13 protein-coding genes are annotated in these 20,074 nt (G+C 38.4%); 2 read left to right on the top strand and 11 right to left on the bottom strand.

What is annotated here, in order from left to right; genetic code table 11:
• Positions 1 to 61 precede the first annotated feature (61 nt).
• Positions 62 to 1,972, bottom strand: a complete 1,911-nt coding sequence (locus B1C82_RS11510; RefSeq protein WP_086447698.1) for a MutS family DNA mismatch repair protein — start codon at positions 1,970 to 1,972, stop codon at positions 62 to 64.
• The gene (locus tag B1C82_RS11505; protein WP_086448584.1) at positions 1,969 to 2,202 is read right to left on the bottom strand and encodes a hypothetical protein; all 234 of its coding nucleotides are present in this window, start codon (positions 2,200 to 2,202) and stop codon (positions 1,969 to 1,971) included. Before B1C82_RS11505 ends, B1C82_RS11510 begins: the two co-directional genes overlap by 4 nt.
• 164 nt (positions 2,203 to 2,366) lie before the next feature.
• Here B1C82_RS11505 and B1C82_RS11500 point away from each other — a divergent pair, with 164 nt between their 5' ends.
• Complete coding sequence (locus B1C82_RS11500) at positions 2,367 to 2,573, top strand: hypothetical protein (protein WP_086447697.1); 207 nt, start codon at positions 2,367 to 2,369, stop codon at positions 2,571 to 2,573.
• A gap of 71 nt (positions 2,574 to 2,644) precedes the next feature.
• Here the strand turns inward: B1C82_RS11500 and B1C82_RS11495 are convergent, their stop codons facing one another.
• From B1C82_RS11495 to B1C82_RS11460, 8 genes are all read right to left on the bottom strand, one after another.
• Positions 2,645 to 4,267, bottom strand: coding sequence for a caspase family protein (locus tag B1C82_RS11495; protein ID WP_086447696.1), 1,623 nt, complete (start codon positions 4,265 to 4,267; stop codon positions 2,645 to 2,647).
• A gap of 249 nt (positions 4,268 to 4,516) precedes the next feature.
• On the bottom strand, positions 4,517 to 5,062 hold the full coding sequence (locus tag B1C82_RS11490; protein ID WP_157894126.1) for an SH3 domain-containing protein: 546 nt from the start codon (positions 5,060 to 5,062) through the stop codon (positions 4,517 to 4,519).
• A gap of 294 nt (positions 5,063 to 5,356) precedes the next feature.
• Complete coding sequence (gene ilvC / locus B1C82_RS11485; protein ID WP_086447694.1) at positions 5,357 to 6,358, bottom strand: ketol-acid reductoisomerase; 1,002 nt, start codon at positions 6,356 to 6,358, stop codon at positions 5,357 to 5,359.
• 102 nt (positions 6,359 to 6,460) lie between these two features.
• Positions 6,461 to 9,232 carry a SpoIIE family protein phosphatase gene (locus tag B1C82_RS11480; protein WP_086447693.1) on the bottom strand — a complete coding sequence of 924 codons (2,772 nt, stop codon included), beginning with the start codon at positions 9,230 to 9,232 and terminating at the stop codon, positions 6,461 to 6,463.
• An 82-nt stretch (positions 9,233 to 9,314) separates the two neighbouring features.
• Positions 9,315 to 10,883, bottom strand: coding sequence for a methyl-accepting chemotaxis protein (locus B1C82_RS11475; RefSeq protein ID WP_086447692.1), 1,569 nt, complete (start codon positions 10,881 to 10,883; stop codon positions 9,315 to 9,317).
• A gap of 173 nt (positions 10,884 to 11,056) precedes the next feature.
• Positions 11,057 to 12,625 carry a methyl-accepting chemotaxis protein gene (locus B1C82_RS11470; protein ID WP_086447691.1) on the bottom strand — a complete coding sequence of 523 codons (1,569 nt, stop codon included), beginning with the start codon at positions 12,623 to 12,625 and terminating at the stop codon, positions 11,057 to 11,059.
• Positions 12,626 to 12,790: 165 nt separating this feature from the next.
• A complete protein-coding gene (locus B1C82_RS11465; RefSeq protein ID WP_086447690.1) occupies positions 12,791 to 15,937 on the bottom strand; it encodes a SpoIIE family protein phosphatase in 3,147 nt (1,048 codons plus the stop codon).
• A gap of 126 nt (positions 15,938 to 16,063) precedes the next feature.
• A complete protein-coding gene (locus B1C82_RS11460) occupies positions 16,064 to 17,515 on the bottom strand; it encodes an NAD-dependent succinate-semialdehyde dehydrogenase (protein WP_199775755.1) in 1,452 nt (483 codons plus the stop codon).
• A gap of 248 nt (positions 17,516 to 17,763) precedes the next feature.
• Between B1C82_RS11460 and B1C82_RS11455 the strand changes: the two genes are divergently transcribed.
• The gene (locus tag B1C82_RS11455; protein ID WP_086447688.1) at positions 17,764 to 19,068 is read left to right on the top strand and encodes a hypothetical protein; all 1,305 of its coding nucleotides are present in this window, start codon (positions 17,764 to 17,766) and stop codon (positions 19,066 to 19,068) included.
• A 37-nt stretch (positions 19,069 to 19,105) separates the two neighbouring features.
• Here the strand turns inward: B1C82_RS11455 and B1C82_RS11450 are convergent, their stop codons facing one another.
• Positions 19,106 to 20,044, bottom strand: a complete 939-nt coding sequence (locus tag B1C82_RS11450; protein WP_086447687.1) for a CPBP family intramembrane glutamic endopeptidase — start codon at positions 20,042 to 20,044, stop codon at positions 19,106 to 19,108.
• Positions 20,045 to 20,074: the final 30 nt, after the last annotated feature.

Here is a 20,074-nt window from a genome sequence, read left to right as displayed (position 1 = left end):
TTAGAGAGCTTGTCGGGCAAGACAAAAAAGAGAGATGCTGGCTATCAACCAAAGTCTGATTTTAGTCCAGATCCAAACCTTCTAATCTTAAAACTTCCAGCGCGTTGCTGGACTGCACTATACCGGATCTGATCTTATAGTCGAAAGTCATTTTGCCGTTCTCTATCTCTTCTCTAAAGTGAAACAAGGAAAGCTCAGGTAAGTCTGCCAATTCCAGATCATGAGTTGTAATAATTCCAAAGACTCCGTACTGTCCTAACTTCTTTAAGATCCCTTTGCAGGCGATTGTTCTTTCTCTGGAATTCGTACCTTTCAAGATCTCATCTAATAGAACTAATCTGCCTTTTTTTGAATTTTTAACATCTTGTAATATTCTCCCCAAGCGTCTGACTTCCGCATAAAAGAAAGAGATCCCTTCTTCGACTGAGTCTTCGTTTCGAATACTAGAATGTACTTCTAAAATAGGAGTTATAAATTCAGAAGCAGGAACTGGGCCTCCAGCCATAGCGAATATTCCTGAAATTCCCAACGCTCTTAGATAAGTGGTTTTTCCGGACATATTCGATCCGGTTAAAAGGAGAAGTTTCCCTGGTTGCATAGGCTCCAGATCATTCGAAACTCTTTTGTCGGATGGTATTAATGGATGTACTAAATCTTTTGCGTGGATCGTTGTATTTGATTTTTCTAATTTAGGAAAAGTAAATCCAGGTTCAATCCAACTTAAGTTTGCGAGTGGGAGTAAAGAATCCAACTCTGCAAGGTCGGATATAGAAACCTTAAGAGAAGATCCGTCTTTTTCCCACCATTTAGTGTATCTTTTCCAGATCCAAAGATCGAAAAAGAATAAGATATTTAATAATGCGTGAGCAAGTGGAGACTGAGTATAGACGGCCAGATTGGAAATTTTCAGAAATTGTTTCCAAGAGTTTTTTAGTTCCTTCTTCTTCCAATTGGAAAGAAAAACTTCTCCTTTTGTCCCCGAAAGATTAGCAGAACGAATATAGAGTAGAAGTTTTCCTAACTCCTCCAAAGTCTCAGAGTCTTCCGCGATTGGTTGTAACATCCGTAAGGATCTATTTCTATAAGATCCAAAAAATGCGGAATGAAGAATAAAAATCCCGAATCCCCAAGTTTGTCCGAATAGAAAACTTCCGAATACCAAAAGCCAAACAAGGCCAAGCCAAACTGGGAATAAAACTCTTAGAACTCCTGAAACTTTTCCAAAAGAAGATTTCCAGAAATCATTTGGCTCTTCTTCAAATAGATTAAAAGGAAAGTCTATCCTATTCTTTTCAGAACGTTCCGGTTGTAAGTTCCCTATTTTTGGAATATAAGAAGGAAGTTTTTCATCTTCTCCTTCCCTTCTAGATGGAAAGGATGCCTCATATAATCTAAATTGTCTGAGAAGTTTTTGTAGAACTTTTGGTCTTTTAGAAAGACCGATAATGGCATTTTGTCTCCCAACGACCCGTGATTCTTCAGAACTTTCTAAAAAGTATTTTAAAAACCTAGAAGTTCCTTTCGGAATAACCGTAGTGTCTATTCTGGAAAAGATCCCCTTCTCTCCTAAAAAATCCAAATCCTTGGTCCAAGGAGGAAGTCCAGTTTCTAATACAAGATTTTTATAATATTCTCTTTTGGACTTGGGGTAATGTTTTCCATCCAATTGAATTCTGGAAATTTGAGTAGTTAGGAAATCGGACCAGACATGTAACCTTCTAATCTTCTCTCTTCGCTTTTGATATGCAGATAATAAACGATAGAAGATAGCCAAGATCGCAATCGAAGGTAAATAATATAGATCAGAGAAGGTTCGAAGAAGATAAATTCCAACGATCCAAGCGATAAAGAATAAGAAAGAAAGAATTCTGAAAGTGGATAAAAGAGAAAGAGAGGATTCTTCTTTTCGGATGATCCTGTCCAAGCGAGAAATTTCGGACCCAAGCCTACGGACCCTGATGAGGGCGTTCATACTGCTAAAGTAACGTTCTCGTAGTTTTCCGTCTCTCTTTTGTATATTTCATGGTCCAAAAGACGAACCAAAGAACCTACATCTTGCATCAACCATGTGGAAACCATTTTGCCTTTGTCGCGGCCTAAAAATTTGTCCACGTAGACGTAACCGAATAGATCCGTTCCGTACTCGTATACGACGAATCTCCCCGATCTTTTACCAGTCCTGTTTTCCAGACGGATCTGCATTTTACCGAATTTACTCCGCACTTTCTTTTCGTACAAGAAAAAAAATATCTCAAGTATTTTCGCAAAGTCCCGAAGTACAGTTTGGGAGAAAGCTTCCTTTCCAAGGATGGAAAACCCGGAACTTTCTCCCTTTTTTCCCGAATGGGATCGCACGGAGGCGATTTATGATATATCCCGAAATGGATCCGGATCTACGGAGTTCCTTCGCAAAAATCGGAAAAACCTTTGCTAATCTTACGAACGACACTGCTTTACCGGAGTCGGGTCTAAAAGCTGGGAATTTGCTAGATAGAAGACAAATGAAAATCCTAGTCGAAATTCGAAAAAGAAGGATCAATTCCAAACAATGGAATAGTTTTCAAAAAGATTAAAACCCAAACCAGGAACAAAAAAAGCCCCTCGATCTCTCGAGAGGCTTCTCCTGAAAATTAAATATAGAATTCTAATATTTGGTTTTAGTAGATGGAAGTTTCACATTCAGGATAATATCCACTTCAGTAACTTCTCCTTCCCTCACCTTAATATCAGCATTATTCAAGTTTAGATCTTCGGCAAATGTCGCCTTGATCTCATACTCTCCAGGTTTCAGGTTTGTAAACCAGAAGTTACCATTTTGGTCTGTGTTTAATTTATTAATACCTGTTACGCTAGTGACAGTAGGCATGAAGATTGGCTGATTGATCACAGGATTATCCAAGGTTCTGTAGAATACTTTTCCTCTGATCGCTCCATAACCTGACATAGAAGTCACCACTTCCAGATCGTTTCTCTTATTCGGAAGAACTGCCTGGGTCTTTTGAACTTCAGGATAATCATCCGCTTGGATGGTTACCTTATGAACTCCTGCCGGTACACCTTTTACAGTTAGAGTATAAGTCGCACCTGGAGTGAGTTTCCCCATTCTTTTAACAGCTCCCCAATAATTAGAGGATTCTGTAGTAATCGTCTTATCTACTTCTTTGTCATCTATAAGTACTCGGATAGAACGATTTCCCACTCTCTTCTTGCCAGAAGTTATACGAATTTCCGGAGGAAGATCAGACACCGCATAAGATCTGTCTTGGATGATAGTGGTTTTGATCACTAGATCACCTTTCAGATTTGTAGGAACAACTGGAGGCTCTTCGTTAGTGACCACTGGAGTCTCAGGCTCCGGTTTAGGAGGTTGAACATCCGGAACAGGCGTTGGATTTACAGGAGGTTTCACAGGCTCCACAGGTTTTGGAGGTTCCGGTTTTTTTTCTCCGGCTAGAAAGATACCAGATGCGTTGCCCGAAATCTGAGGCACTTGTTCATGGTCGTACTTTTTAGCCATATTTACTGTTTCGTCTTTAGAAGCGAAGAATGCTTCAAGCGCAGTGATCACATTGTCTTGATTTAAGTCTCCACTAGAGAGAGCCTTTCCGAAATTATAAGTAAAGATCCCGTGATTGATTGTTCCACCAACCTCGATTGCAGTTTGGTTATCATCCGCACTTGAAATAATGGCTTTATCTTGAAAGAAAAAGTCTTGAGAATCTTGCTTTACCGTTCCGTCACTTCCTTCTGGAATTGGAACGTTAGCGGAACCTCTGGTTGCCTTTCCTTTTTTAGCAATTCCTCCGGAGAAACAGCAGTCGAAAACGAAAACTGTTTTAGGGGATTTAATACCTTCTAGATAATCATTCAACTCGTCGTCGGAAAGGTGAGGCCTATCATAACAAATGATCAGGTTTCTCATTCCGTTCTTAGCTTTTTCATCTCTTTGAAAAGCACCGTGACCTGAAAAATAAAGAAACACTGTATCATCAGCTTTTGCTTTCGAAGCAAGAGCCTTAATTTCTTTTTGGATATTGTCTTTGGTTACATCTTTCCCTAAAACAATTTTGATCTCATCGAATTTTCCTACACGTTTGATCTCATCGTGTAGATATTTGGCATCTGCCTCACAAAGATTTAATTCAGGGATTCCGGCTTTGTTTCCTTTATAGTTGGATCCGAAGATAAGGCCGAACCTTTTCTGCGCGAATACATCAGTAGAAAACAAAAAGAGGGAAATTCCGATTATGGAAATTAAGGATTTCAATCAGAGCCTCCTGGCTTGGGTGTCTCAAAATAGCAAAAAGCTAGGCTTTGTCATTATTTTTTTGCCCTAAGGATAGATACCTTCCTAGAGCGAGTACCGGACTTATGACCGATGATTTTTCGATTTTTTTTCCAAACTTAGAATGATTTTAAGGATTTGGGCAAGAAATTTCTAACATGTTACGGCAAGTTCCCTATGATGTGAGGATATCTTTAGTCAATAACTACCGAAACGTCCCATTTTGCGTTATCAGTATCTCTCCCAACCAGAAATTGTTTCACTATTATAATTTTCTTTAAACGAATGAGCCGAATCGCTCGCGATCAATCGACGGTCATTGATCCAATAAACATAAACCGAATCTGATCCTGGATTGAAAAAATAGATTTTATTGTCTTTAATTTCCCATTTACCGGAGGCTCCTGCACTGATACAACCGTCCCCATCACAGCCCCCAAAAAAATTCGCAGAGAAAGTTCCACCGACATAAATACTTATATAATATTCAGAGTTTTTCTCAGGCTTCCAATCTCCTTCAACATCGGATTCACTAATTCTCTCAGGCGTTGCATAGGATTCATCAAATTCTGTACAATCTACTTTTAGATAACCTGAATATACCCATGCGCTTTCTCCTTTGTATTCAATTAAAGCCCATGGGTATTCTTTTCCCGAAATTTTTTCCTCTGCACCGAAACGAATGACTCGAACCTCTGTTTGGTAAGCTAAAGTCTCAAACTCTTTCCCTTTAAGGCTTGGAGTTTCTCTCACCTTTAAACCACTTCGAGTACTCACGCACATCTTTTGAACTGGATCCTGTTTTTTTAGTTCAGGAACTTGAGGAGCAGGGTCTTGATTCGAAATTTCTTTTTTACAAGAAAAAATAGAAAAAAGACAAAAAACGATAATTGATATTATAAAATTTTGCATAGTAAAATCACTTTATTAAACAGATTAATCAAAGATGAAAATTAGAAAATAGGTTCAGATTTAATTTTTTGTAGAATAATTACTAGGTTATGTATCCAACAGGACAATAAAAAAGGCCGGAAAACTTCCGGCCTTTTAAATCTAAGTATTAGGATTTTATTATTTACTCAGCCATTTCATCATGCTGCGTAATTTTTTACCTACGTCCTCGATAGGGTGTCCTGCGTTTTTCTCTCTCATTTTATTGAACTCAGGATATCCAGCTTTAGTCTCTGCGATCCAAGCTTTTGCAAACTTAGAACCGTTAGCTTTTTGGATATCAGCAAGAACATCTTTCATACGAGCTTTCACACCAGCATCAATGATACGAGGTCCGGAAACATAGTCTCCATATTCTGCTGTTCCTGAAATGGAATAACGCATACGAGCCAAGCCACCTTCGTAGATCAAGTCAGTGATGAGTTTAACTTCATGTAAACATTCGAAGTATGCGATCTCAGGATCGTATCCTGCTTCAGTAAGAGTTTCGAATCCGGCCATGATCAAGTTAGAAAGTCCGCCGCAAAGAACTACTTGCTCTCCGAAAAGATCAGTTTCAGTTTCTTCTCTGAAAGAAGTTTCAAGAATTCCTGCTCTTCCTCCACCCACTCCAGCTGCGTGAGCAAGTGCTCTTTGTTTTGCTGTTCCGGTTGCGTCTTGATTTACAGCGATCAAACAAGGAACTCCACCACCTTCTACATATACTCTACGAACCAAGTGTCCTGGTCCTTTTGGAGCAACCATATAAACGTCTACAGTTTTAGGAGGTTGGATAAATTCGAAATGGATATTGAATCCATGAGAGAAAACTAATGCGTCTCCGTCTTTCAGGTTAGGCTCGATATCCGCTTTATAAATATCGCCTTGGATCTCGTCCGGAGCTAAGATTTGGATAATGTCTGCTTTTTTAGCTGCTTCAGAAACGGAGAATACTTCGAAACCTGCTTCCTCGGCTTCTTTTTTGGATTTAGATCCTTCTTTCAGACCGATAATAACTTTCAGTCCGGAATCTTTCATGTTCTGAGCTTGTGCGTGACCTTGGCTTCCGTATCCGATTACGGCGATGGTCTTTCCTTTTAATACGGAAAGGTCCGTATCTTTATCATAGTATAAATTAGCCATTGTGGCACCTCGAATCTTAGAAAACGGGAGTCGAACCGCTTCCCAAAGGGGTCTTTTTTACAAAACATTGTGAAATGGCCGATTCCACAATCTAAATTTGTTTTAGTAGCCCTTCGATTTCAAGAGTTCATCCAGCTTTCGGACTCCTGGGCTTTCTCCGTCGATGGATTCTGCTGCTTCCAGGATGGAACGTGCCTCGTTAAAGCGACCTAATAACCTATAATTATCCGTAAGGTTGATCAGGTTCGCAAGGCGATGCGGTTGGGAGGAGCGAACCTTCTCTGCAGCTTGGCTAGACTTAGAATATTCTTTTAGATGTTTATAACATACTGAAAGTAAGAACCAGATATTAGGAGAGTCTGAATCGTACTCTAAATATTTTTCAAACCAACGAGAAGAAGGATCATATTCCTTCCGATCATAATACACTTGTCCTAATAATCTTGCAGCAGCTTTGAAAGAAGGAACGGATTGTAATGCCTCCTCCAATAGCACAACGGCAGTGCCGATCTCTCTTTGTTGTAATAGAGCCTTGGCTTCAGTATATTTTCTGAGTACAGATTCGGGAATGCTAGTTTTAGATTCCGTAATATTTGGAGAAAGTTTTTCATGAAATCCGATACGGATCAAGGAAAGGTCATCAGACAATGCACCCAAACTATGAATACGATCGACTAAGTTATCCAAATCTCCTTTAGATTCCTCGACAGTTTTGAGAAACATATTCTCATCGGAGTTCATGATCCAATTCACACCGTCTTCTGTTAAATTGATATCATCTCTTCCGTCAGAGCCCACATAAAGTATATCGCCTGGCATCAGATCGAATTCCAAAATCCGAAAGCTCATCTCAGAAGGAGAACCTAATTTACGTAATGTTAATTCTCTTTCCAAGAAAGATGCTTTTCCATCCCGGAGAAGTACGGCCCAAGGATGTTCAGCATTAAAATAATACATCTTTCCGGTCTTCTCATTAATGAGACCAAGAATAGCAGAAGCCATCATAACTCCATCGAACGTTCTGAAAATATCATCTAACTCTCTGTAAGATTCTCTCACCCAATCTTCCGGAGAAATATTCAAAACCTTACCTTGGCTTGCAGATCTGGCCATGATATTGTTCATAGCTGTTCCGAGTACGATGGCACCTCCCGCTCCTTGCATGGATTTTCCCATAGCGTCTCCATTTAAGAACACAGACCATCTTTCCTTTTCAGAACCGAATAGAAGATTTCCGCTGATACAAATATCCCCTCCTATCTCCGATTCTTTGTTCTTAAAAACGAACTTTTTCTTTTGTTCAATATAGAAGTTAGTCGTTACAGAACTTGCTCTATTCCAATTTGTCATCAAAGGTTTGCTCAAAAGGGAAGTCAGAAAATAATCTCCGTCCTGCTGCACCTTGAGTGAATGGATCTCTTCCATTTTTTCGGTAACTTCTTTTGTGCGTGCATCCACCTTTTCTTCTAAGGTGTCTGCATATTCTTCTAACTTTGTTCTTCCTTCTAAAATACTCCCCACCATCTTGTTGAAAGATTCGGAAAGATAACCGATCTCATCCTGAACAAGCACAGGAATTCGGATCGTAAGATTTCCTAAATTTACTTCTCCTACTCCTCGGATTAAAGTGTTTAAGGGACGTACCAAACTTCGATTGAAAAAGAAGGGAAATAAAACTAAGATCACAAAGACAAGTGAAAGAGTTAAGAATACAAGCCAACTATTTGTTTCATCTAAGAATTTTCTATAATGTAAATATGGAAAGGCTACTAGAAGAGTTCTTTCTCCTATTTCGTCTCTCAGATAGTAAGAATAGAACAAGTCATTGGGAGAAGTTACGTAATCTTCTGAACTTGTTTTAGGAAGATTTGTAGTTGGAGTTCTTTTTAGAAAATTCCCTAACTTTCTATTTTCTAAAATTTCTTTTTGAGCCAGACTTAGATTTGGTTCTATTCCAGCAGATTTTATTAAAACCTTAGGTTTCGTTGCAGAATCACCTAAAGAAACTGCGTATGCAATAGAAGAGCCTTCTGATTTGCCCGTATTCAAAAAGGCTTGGGCTTCTTTAATGCTAATCTCATCGAATAAGGACTCGTTTTTTAGGTTCACTACCGTAGAAAACGCCTGAGCAAAAACCAAACAAGTAGCTACAGTAATGCCGATAATTTTGGTCATAAAAGAAGTTTTATCAACTGTATTATTAATAAATAATATAGTTAACGTAAAATATCCCAAAATCATAAAACCAACATACAATTGTTGGAATGCGTTAAAAGTGATCACACCTTCTCTAAACAAAAGATTGGAAACCACAGGAACCAAATAAGTAACGTCCATTCCTAAGGACATTTGTATTATTGCTTTTCTTTCTTCCTTATCAGCTCTGATTATCTTTCTGACTTGGATAAAGATCATAACCAAAAGGAAAGCAAGAAGAGATACTGCGAGAATATTACCTACCTTTTGCTGATAATTATAGATCTGTCCTGCAAAATGAAATAAAGGTTTATTAGTAAAGATCTGAAAGTAAGAGTAAGATATTGTAATTAAAGAAATCCCGAGAAGTGATCCAATCACATACTTTGCTTCTTTCGGATGATCGTTTCTAGGATATAAATAAGCGAATATACAAAGGAAGATTGTACCGAAAGCAGCGGCGGGCCCCGTAACCATTCTATGATAAGCAGCTTCCGGATAAGGAAAGATCGCTGAGAAAAAGAAACCGAAGTTGATCAAAAATACGAAAAGAAAAAGATAAGAGAACGCGCTTGTATAGTTTGCCTTCTTTTTTAACGCAGCTAAAAAAGCAAAAATGATAAAAGTGAAAATGGAACAGATGAGCGAAGAGATCGCCCATGAGTTAAAATAAACCATGGAGCGACTTTTCTAATCCCTATTGTTTAGAATTCAAGATCTTTCTGTACAAGCTAGTTCAGAAATTTTATCAGGAGACTAACTAACCTTTCGAAGCCAATGTTTGGGCTTCAGTTTCCAGAATTTTAATGGTTTCCGCCAACATTTCACTCTTTCTTAACAAAGAATCCATAGAACTTTGCAAAGAAGATACTGACGTCATGATTGCATTAGCTCCAAGTGACTGTTCTTTCGAACCAGCCTCAATATCTGAAGATAAATTTCTTAAAACTGAAAGGCTGTTCAAAAAACGGTCGTTCACTATTTTCTGTTCACTCAATAACTGCTTCAATTGTTTAAAGCTATCTAAGAAGTTTGTGAACAAAGTATCCTGCTCTTTCACTTTTTCATTCGCTGTATGAGCTGACTTTTGTCCGTCTTGGACGTATTTAGTACTTTCGTTTATAATTTTAGAAATACGATCCGCATTCTCGGAACTACTTTCTGCGAGTTTAGAAACTTCAGTTGCGACAACTGCGAATCCTCTTCCAGCTGCCCCTGCCCTAGCTGCTTCGATGGACGCATTCAAAGATAGAAGGTTGGTTCTATCTGCAACGTCCGACATGATCTGGTTTACTTCTCCTACTGAACGGAAAGAACTTCCTAAGGATTCCAAAGAAGTCCTGAGACCATCCACAAATTCGCTCACTGCTTTTCCTGCATCCAAGACTATGTCCATGTTACGATTCAAATCATTGGAATGTCCTGAGATCCGATCGATTAGAGTATTGAGATTTCTACTTTCTCCCAATAAACCTTCGATCTTTGTAAATTGATCTTTTACTGTTTCTGCGGATTGTTCTGTCTGGGCCAAAAATTCTTCCATTGTAGAACTAATCTCTTCGAAAGAAGCAGCATGATTACTTATTACTTCTGAAAAATCATCGGAGAAGTCCTTTAACTTTTTAGAATTTTCTCTCAAAGAAACCGCAGACTCGGTCATTCGGATCCTTCCATGTTCCAGATCTTCTTTTGATTTTTCAATGGCCTGGGATTTTTCTTCTTCTACACTCTTTAGTTGTAAAAAGATCCTAATAACTGCGACTACTATGAATGCAGTGGTCATTAAAAATAGCATCTTAGTGATCTGTTCAGACATAGCGGCATAGCCAGGAGTTATTGAAACGATACTATCCTCTGTAAAAATGACTCCAGTATGGGCAGCATTGACTGTTACTAAACTTTGGCATAAGATGGTTAAGAACCCAGTCAAGTATACAAATCTAGGAGAAAGCAAAAGGCCAGCATAAACTATATAAATAACATTAATTGTATATAGTACTACTTGTTTGATAACATTCGAAGCAAGCTTGGCGTCCTCAGTAGTCGCACCAATCATAACCAGACAGAGAACAACCACATCAGTTACTATAAAAACTTTTCCTAAAAAGGGAGATACTCCGCTTCCAAATCGATTTTTAAGGAAGGAATAGGTGACATACATCACCATCACCGAAGTCCCTATAATATAGAGTGAGTTTTGGAATAGAGTACTTCTTTTGTACCCCATGGCGATGGAAGCAAAATAGAGTAATGTCAGTCCGAATCTGATTCGATTGATTGTGATCGGACCTTGAGCGAGAATTTTTTCCGTTTCGGAACGTGTCGCCATATTAGAAAAACCCGCCTTAGGATAATTTTATTATTTAGTATTCAAGACGGCAAAAGGGCGAATAAATCGATCCTTTTTCGGATTTTATTCGTGGAAAATTTATTGCAAAAGAAAGTTAACGTCGCCCTTTATTTAATAAGTCATAATATATCCGATTATTTAACTGATATAGATCAATGTTCTTTTCCGAGAAGTTCCGCCTCCTCCTCAAGAGCTTTTATAGTATCGGATAAAAGTTCGCTCTTTCTCAATAGAGAATCCATTGAGCCCTGCAATTCAGATATCGCTCCCATAATCATGGAAGCTCCTGTATTTTGCTCGTTTGAAGAAGTTTCAATCCCCGCCGAAAGTTTACGTAATTCTGATAGGCTGGAAAGAAATTGATCGTTTATTCTGATCTGGTCCTCAAGAAGTCCGTTTAATTCGTTGAATCTACCTAAGAACGCGGCAAACTGATCCTCTTGGTTCTTGACTTTTTCCGATGTTACTGAGGCCCTATTTCTGCCTTTGTCTACGTAATCATTAGATTCACCGATTATTTTAGAGATCCGAGCCGCATTTTGCCCGCTACTCTCTGCAAGTTTCGATACTTCTGTGGCAACTACTGCAAAACCTCTTCCTGCAACTCCAGCTCTCGCAGCTTCTATCGAAGCGTTTAAAGAAAGTAGATTGGTACGATCCGCAACATCGGCCATGATTACAGTTACCTCTCCCACGGAACGAAAAGATTCTCCGAGTGAGTCCAATGATTCAGAAAGACCGGAAACAAATTCAGTCACTTCTTTACCCGTATTTAAAACGGAATGAATACGCCCGTTTAACTCAGTTGAATAACCTGAGATCTTATCAATTAAAGATCTCAAATTTTGACTCTCCTTTACGAGTAATTCTATTCTTCCAAATTGGTCCTTAACGCTGGATGCTGCACTTTCAATCTGAGATAAAAATTCGGTTAATGTACTACCTATCTCATCGAATGAAGCGGCGTGATTATTAATCACATCAAAAAATTCATTAGAGAAGTTCCTTAAAGACCTGGATTTTTCCATCAAGGAAACTGCAGCAGAATCCATTCTCTCTTTACTTTTTTTCAGTTCATTTCCGGATATTATGATCGTGTTTAATTTTTCTTCTTCCGCATCACGTAGTAAGCCGAATATATTGATTACACTTCTCACAATAAAAGCGATCACGATCAAAAAAATCAGTTTTAAAATTTGCTCAGAGGTGGAGGCAAATCCAGGAGAAAGTACTTCTATTGGTTCTTCCGAAAATACAACTCCATGAAGATAACAATTTAATATCACTGCACCTTGTGCAATAGCTGAGACAATTCCTGTAATTACTACAAATTTAGGCGTTAAGAGCAACCCTGAATACACGATCAGTATTACATTAATCGCATATAATATGATTTGTCTAATAATACCTGAAGACATGTTTTTGTCCGTCGAAGCGGCAAAAAACATAACGCTCGCAAGTATTAACACATCCAAAAGAACTGAAATCATTCCGATCGATTTCGGAATCTTACCACTTCGATACGAAAAAAATAAATTCACCAAAGAGACGATCGCCATAGAGATCGTTCCACCTAGATAGGCCATATTTTGTTCAAAAGAACTTTGTTCCCAGGAGGCAGCGAGAGATGCTAGAATTAAAAAAACTAATCCTATGCGAATCCGATTGATAGTCAAAGGGCCTAGCGCCGCTATCTTTTCCAAGGTTCGTTCGTCATTCATTGGAGCCCCCGATAATGTTTGGCTTTGTCTAAAGAATACTCTAAATTCAAACCAAAGGCACAGAGAATCGATCTTATTTTTTACAAAGTGAGCAAAAACTCACATTTTAATTTCATATTATTGGGATTATATCTTTGAAAATTGATATTAGTCATTAGTATAAATCTACTGACGCCAATTTTTCCTAAGAACATCTCTTATCCTAAGCACTGCCTCGTTTTCCGGTTCTATGTGTAGAGCTGATTGGACCATATACATTGCTCTTTCATAATTTTTTAAAGCAATATACACTTGAGCCAAATTCATTAGATTTTTAAAATGATCCGGCTCTCGTAACCTCAGTCTTTCTCCAAAGTCTAAGGCCTTTTTTAACTGTCCTGCTTTTCTCGCAGCAAAGGAAGCGACATACAAAATTTCCTTATCCACCGGCTTGATATTCAGATAATCTTCTGCATAATGCGCGGCTTTTGAATAATCTTTGAGTTTTAAGAATAATTTTACAAAATTTTTCTTCACTTCAGGAATACGGCTATCAAGATTTTCCGCTTCCTCGAGGTAAGTAATAGCTTCTGCAACATCTTTATTTTGAGAAGTTTCTTTTGCTCTATTGAGAAGTTCTTTGATCTTCTGTTTTTGTTCATCGTGAACTTTTTGGTCCGAATCAGTTTCTTTAAAAGAAAGCCTGATCAGGGAAAGGTCATCGGTAAGAGGACCTTTCCCTGTAATACAAGTATAGATTCCACCGAGATCACCTTTACCTTCTTCCACGATACGAAGGAAAAGTTTTTCATCATCATTGATAATCCTTCCACCATCAGCATCCGTTCCGATCAAAATATCATCCCTACCATCGGAACCTGCAATGATCACATCCCCTGGTTCTAGTTGGAATGTTTTGATGTAAATACGACCTTCCATTCCGGTCGTTCCGAGTTTTCGGAACATTAACTCATCTTCTATAAAGCTAGCAATCCCATCTCTATACAAAACTGTCCAAGGATGTTCTGCATTAATATAATATAAAATACCGACTTCATCGTCAACGAGTCCCATTACGGAAGAAACCAACATGGAGCCGTCAAAACTTTCGAAAACTTTATGAAGTTCTGTGAAAGCGTTCTTCAGCCAACGCTCTGGTGACTGATTTTTCATATTATCAGCAAGTCTGGTTCTTTCTATAATAGATTCAAAAACGGATCCTAAAACGAGAGCACCACCCGCACCCTGCATAGATTTTCCCATTGCATCTGCGTTCAAGAAGACAGTATAAGATCTCCCGAGTAATTCAATATGGTTGGAAATATTTAAGTCTCCACCGATCTCATCATGGTATCTTCTGAAAGTGAATTTTTTCTTTTGTTCAAGTAAAAAATCTACCTTTACGTTTTCATGAACCGCCTTGTTCGCTCCTAAAGGTTTAATCAAAAGAGAAGTTAAGAAATAGTCCCCGTCCTGTTGTTGTTTTAGCTCTTGTACTTCTCCTAAGGTTTGTTCTAATTCCTTGGTACGTTCCTTTACTTTTTCTTCTAGCTCGTTAGCGTATTGTTCTAATCTTTTTCGAGCCGATTGGATAGACCTTGCCATTCTATTAAAAGATCTCGCGATAAATCCGATCTCATCTTCTACTCTTGGCTCAAGTCTATAATCCAAGTTCCCTGAATTCACTTCGGTTAAACCTACTACAACTTCGTCCATTGGTTTGATAAGAGCATTTTGAAAGAAGAATCTGAATCCTAAACTGATCACCAACATGATAGCGAGTAAACATACTACCAAGATCAACGCAGGTTCATGTATGAATGCACGGAATGATTTATAAGTGAATCCGACCTCGTATACATTTCCATTTGTAGGATGTATAACCAAATAGGAAACATAGTAGTGTGGCTTCTCATCTCCGACTTTATAGTATTTTGTTCCTCTATAGATTCTTTCTCCCACCTCTCTGATAGGAGTTAAGGGTAGAAGGACCGTTTTATCCAAGTCTGACTCTGATATATCTGCTTTAAGATCTGCTTCTGCCTTTATCTTTACTTTTTCTAAAATTGCGGACAGACCGACTTCTTCTGATTTTAAAAGTTTATAAACTGCAGATGAATCCGATTTCGAAGGTAGATGAGAATATTTACTTCTTACAACTTTCAGTCGCTTGTTCAAATGTCTGAAAAATTCTCGTATTTGTTCATCAGAAACAGGATCATTTCCCTTCGATTCTAAAAATTGCTTTAGACCTTCTTGATAAGCATAAAATTCTTTGGGAGAATTTTCTAAAATTGTTTTAGATCTATCCCATCTTTCCTTAGCAGAAAGATTTCCCAAACTTGTCAGATTTTTAGAAATATAAAAGAATTTAATCTCTAGCCTATCTTCAGAATCAAATCTCGGATCCTTAAAACCTTTCTCCGTTTGAAATCGATTTTCGCTCGGATCGAAAGAAGTCAAATATGCGAATCCGCCCGGAGTCTCTCCCTGCAAAACGACCAGTTTAGCTTCTTCTTTTTTGATCAGATCGAAAGAAGAATCGTATCCGTTTAATATTGCGAATCCAACCAACTGAAATGCGAGTAAGAAGGTAGCCATACTCACTCCTACAATCCTACTTAAGATAGTAGTCCTTTCCTTAGTTGCGTTTACATAAACGATAAGAATTAGAAATAATCCAGCAACGAGGAGAATGTCCGCTGTTTGCTGATAAACAGCTCTAGAAACTGTTCCTTCTCTACTTAAAGCATTTGTAATGCCCGGTAAAAGTGTAATTGTTAGGTAGGCTAGAGTGATATAAATTACAGACCTTCTCTCTCCTCCTTTTTCTACGATCGCTCTCCAAATTGCTGCGATCAAAAAAATGAAATTATAAAGAAAAACTATAAGAGAGAAAATTTTATAGAATAAATGAGTTTCGAAATCCCAATAATGGCTTCCCATCACGAAACTTCTTGTAGACTTTAAGGATAAAATAATATAAAAAACTGCTAAGGCTATTACTCCTGCATACAAGATAGCATATAAGGTCAGCCCTAACTTCTCTCTTTTAGGAGTCGGGAAATAAAAGAAGAATATAAAAAGCTGAGTATAACCCACCATTGGAAATGGGATTACGATCCATCTATGAAAGATCGTCCAGTCTTCAGGAGAGCAGAACGCCACCAAATATCCAAAATGAAATATGGTAGTTGATAAGCTCGAAAGACCTAAATGAAATGCTGCCTTACTTCTTTCTTTTATGGTTAGAAAGAAAAAGGAAACGTACAAAGAAAATAAGGAAGCTAGTAAGGATCCGAAGAAGTAAAAGTTAAAATAAAAAGGGTCCATAAAAAGGCAGCCTAAGAAATTGATCCGGAGGACTACTTCGTCAAGGAAAAATGCGAAAAGAAGTCCGAGCTCAAAAGACGAAAATTTTTTTACAAAACTAACAAGGTGAATTCGAGGTAATCTCGTTTAGCCTTGTCCACCCCAGCAGATATATTTTATTTCCTGATATTCTTCTATCCCATATTTGGAGCCTTCCCTGCCCATACCTGACTCTTTTACTCCGCCAAAGGGAACCTGTTCTGTGGATAAAATGCCTTCGTTGACTGAAACCATCCCGGCTTCTAAGGCTTCTGAAATTCTCCAAATCCTGGCAGGATCGTTCGTATACACGTAAGATGCTAATCCTACGTCGCTTGCGTTTGCAATTTGTAATGCTTCTTCTTCTGATTTGAAACTTTTGATAGGTGCGAGAGGACCAAAAGTCTCTTCTTGGAAACATAATGATTTTTCGGAGATTCCCGAGAGAACGCTCGGTTCGTAGAAGTTCCCACCGAGAGAATGAGGCTTACCTCCTAGCAGAAGTTTTCCTCCCTTCTCGATGGCGTCTTTTAGATGAGAATCTACTTTTTTAACCGCAGCAGAATGGATCAAAGGACCAATATTAACCCCTTCTTCAAAACCATTCCCAATTTTAAATTTGGAAACTTCTTCTGCTAAGCCGTGAGCAAATTCTTCTGCAATCTTTTCTTCCACCAAAAATCTATTTGTGCATACACAAGTCTGACCTGCATTACGAAATTTTGATGCGATTCCCCCTCGTATTGCTTCTTTCATATTTGCATCTGCGAATACAATGAATGGAGCATTTCCACCTAATTCCAAAGAAATTCTTTTAACTTGGTTTGCAGATCTTGCTAAAAGTATTTTTCCCACTCTTGTGGAACCTGTAAAACTGATCTTTCGAACAATTTTGTTTTCTAAAAATTCATTTGCGATCGGTTCGGGTTGTCCTGTGACTACTTGGAAAACTCCAGAAGGAATTCCGGCCTCTTCTGCAAGTACAGCTAATGCAATTGCCGAATATGGAGTAAGTTCAGAAGGTTTAGAAATCACAACGCATCCCGCTGCAAGAGCCGGCCCTATCTTTCGAGTGATCATGGAAGAAGGAAAATTCCAAGGTGTTAAAATTCCTGTAACGCCCACAGGTTCTTTCCAAGCCATCAATCTAAGTTCTTTTCTATGAGTTGGGATTAGATCTCCGTATGCCCGTTTTGCCTCTTCTGAAAACCATTCCAAATACGAAGCAGCATAATCTATTTCTCCTCTGGATTCCGCTAAAGGTTTTCCTTGCTCCCAGGTCATAATTTTTGCTAAGTCTTCTTTGTTTTGGATCATTAAATCCGCCCAGTTCCTGAGAAATCTTGCTCTTTGTTTAGGAATTGTTTTGGACCATTCTTTTTGAGACTTCTCAGCAAACTCCAAAGCTTTTCTTACTTCTTCCCTGGGAAGATCGGGCACTTCTCCTATCTTCTCACCTGTTGCAGGATCAAAAACCTGTATAGTCTTTGAGAAGGTCTTCCATTCTCCGGAATAAAAATTAGAATTTTTGAATAAAGAAGGTCGGTTGAGTTGGATCATATTTATGCCTAAGAGAAGCTCTTTCTCCAAAGGTATATCTTTATAACCATGCTGAAAACAGAATTTTATCTGACCTAAAAATACTAAATAGTTTCAGGATCAAATCTTCGTAGGACTCCTAGGAAGTGAAAAAGTTCATGCCATTTTGAAAAATAAGGACTATTATACATCAGTAAAGGGATAAGCAAATAAATGATTACATATGTATGTGAATTGAAGAAAGTGCCGCAATTTTGAATAATGGTTGTATGGGAAGAATTTTAGGTATTTCCTCAATCCTCCTACTGATCCTCACTTTCCCTCTCGAATCAATTTTAGCAGTAACGATCCAAACGAATGCGGGTCGTATTTTCAAAAAAGTTTCTGTTCAAAAAGAATCGGAAACCGAGATAGAGGTGGTCGATCCAGACGGAGTCATATTTAGAATCCGCAAGGATAAAATAAAACAAATTACGGAAGATGCTCCGGATGCTGTTCCGGAATTTGCCTCCGACGAAAGTGTTCCTACAGGAGCAGTGAAAACTCCTTCTCCCAAGGAAACACTCCCGGAGCATTCAATCTTACTTTCTCAATCTTTGTCTAATGATGGTGCCTTCCAAGGGTCCGATCTATTCGGAGAAAGACAGGCAAGAAGGAATGGAACTTCTTATAAAGATTTTTATGAAGCATATTTCTTAACTACAAGCGTAGAAATATTAGGTTTGCCTAAACAATTTAAACTTGGGCTTACCGTTATGAATCCTTTGGTGGACAGAAGTAACACGGACTCGGATCTGAGATTACAATCCACCCCCGGGGGTCCTGATCAAACTCATTTGTTAGATAAGTCACTTGCAACAGGGACCTTGCAATTCGATCCGAACGAAGTAAAGACCAGAAAAGAAAAAAACGGACTCTATGATTATCTGTTTACCAGAGCAATGTACGATCATGAGACAAGACTTGGTACATTCTCCGCTGGATTTTTATTCATTAACCAAAACGATCCTACTTATGTGATGAGAGGATATTGGGTGATCGGATGGAAGGCTCCTTTTTGGGAATGGCTCAACCCTCAGTTTTCAATTAACAATAAAATGTTAAATGATTACGGTGGGACTTTCCAAGGAACTCATAACTATCGTCTCACGGTTTCTCATGAATTTTTTAAAGGTGAAACTTTTAGGATCACTCCTAGCCTAGTTTTAGGCTATGCAGAAGTGAATGATAACACGGATCGAAAAAAAGGAATTAGTGACGTTAGCCCTAGACTCCAATTCGATTACGGTAAGTTTTTCTTCGCCGCTAATATGATGTATAGAGCAACACCTGCTTTAGTGGATAATGGAACTTATACACCGAATATTGGCGCTTATCCTGATAGCAATGCAAACGACGGATTAACTATTGATCCTGCTAAAGCGTACGGATATAAGAATGAGCTGATCGTTAACTATCTCTCTTCCTTATCGGATGATCCCGCAGTAAAAAGAGCCTTAGTTGACCATTACCAGCAGCAACATATAGTTCATGTGATCTTCTTCTATAATATCGGATACACGATTCGTATCTGATACTTCCGTCTCCGGTTCGAAATGAACCGGAGAATATTTACTCCATAAAATATAAAAACTGCAAAGTGGCGGCAAGTTCCATTGCCAATGCAACGCCTATATGTATCAAAATTCCTGAATATACGGATTTGGTCCGATAGGAGATTAATCCTAAGATAAAACCTCCAAAAAAAGAGCCCAAAGCCTCAAAAGAAGGTTTTGTAAAATGTAATAGGCCATACATAAATGCCATTGCTAAAACCGCAGGCTTACTTCCTATTCTCGAAGCGAGAGGGAACACCATAAATCCTCTAAAGAAAGTTTCCAAAACCGCAAAATCAGCTGCATAAGAAATTTCGAATAGAATGATCCATAAAACAGGAGGATAAATCAAATAACCATCTGACAATCTTCCAGCGAATCTAGGATATACAGAAAGAAAAGAAAGAGAGAAGGATGCAATGGCTATAATCGGGAGCATCAATCCTAATAAGAATAACACTTCTCCAAACCTAGGAGACTTACTTAGACCTAAAAATCTATCCGGAGAATTTTTACGAAGAATGATCCAAGCCAAAGGTAATGCAGTGTAAGCAAGAATTGTCCCAACATAGTTTACAGTAAGCATTGCAATCGGTATGGAAGAAGAACCTGCCCAGTAAAATAATTCTGAATCCCTGATCCTTGCTGAACACACAATGGCGAGGACTACTACGAAGCCCAAAATCAGCGGAATAGAAGGTTTGAATTCGTTTAATTTTCCGTAAAATGCGAGAACGATTGGATATATGAGCAATGCACCTGCTGCAAAAAATAAAAAGTAGAATAAGCTTAAACCGATCTGGTTATCTTTTAAAGCCTGAGTGAAAAGTGGAGCAAATCGAAAAGAATAGTTATAAGACCAAAAAATTAGAAATAGTATGAAGATTCCTGCGAAGGAGATCCAATCCTTTTTAGTTTGAAAAAAATCCTTTAAACTTTCTTTTAGTAGGCCCAAAACCCTTCTCCGGATCGGTGATACCCGATA

Origin of the sequence: Leptospira venezuelensis (assembly GCF_002150035.1) — a bacterium.
Taxonomy (GTDB): domain Bacteria; phylum Spirochaetota; class Leptospiria; order Leptospirales; family Leptospiraceae; genus Leptospira_B; species Leptospira_B venezuelensis.
This window is presented reverse-complemented; position numbering and strand designations above follow the sequence as displayed.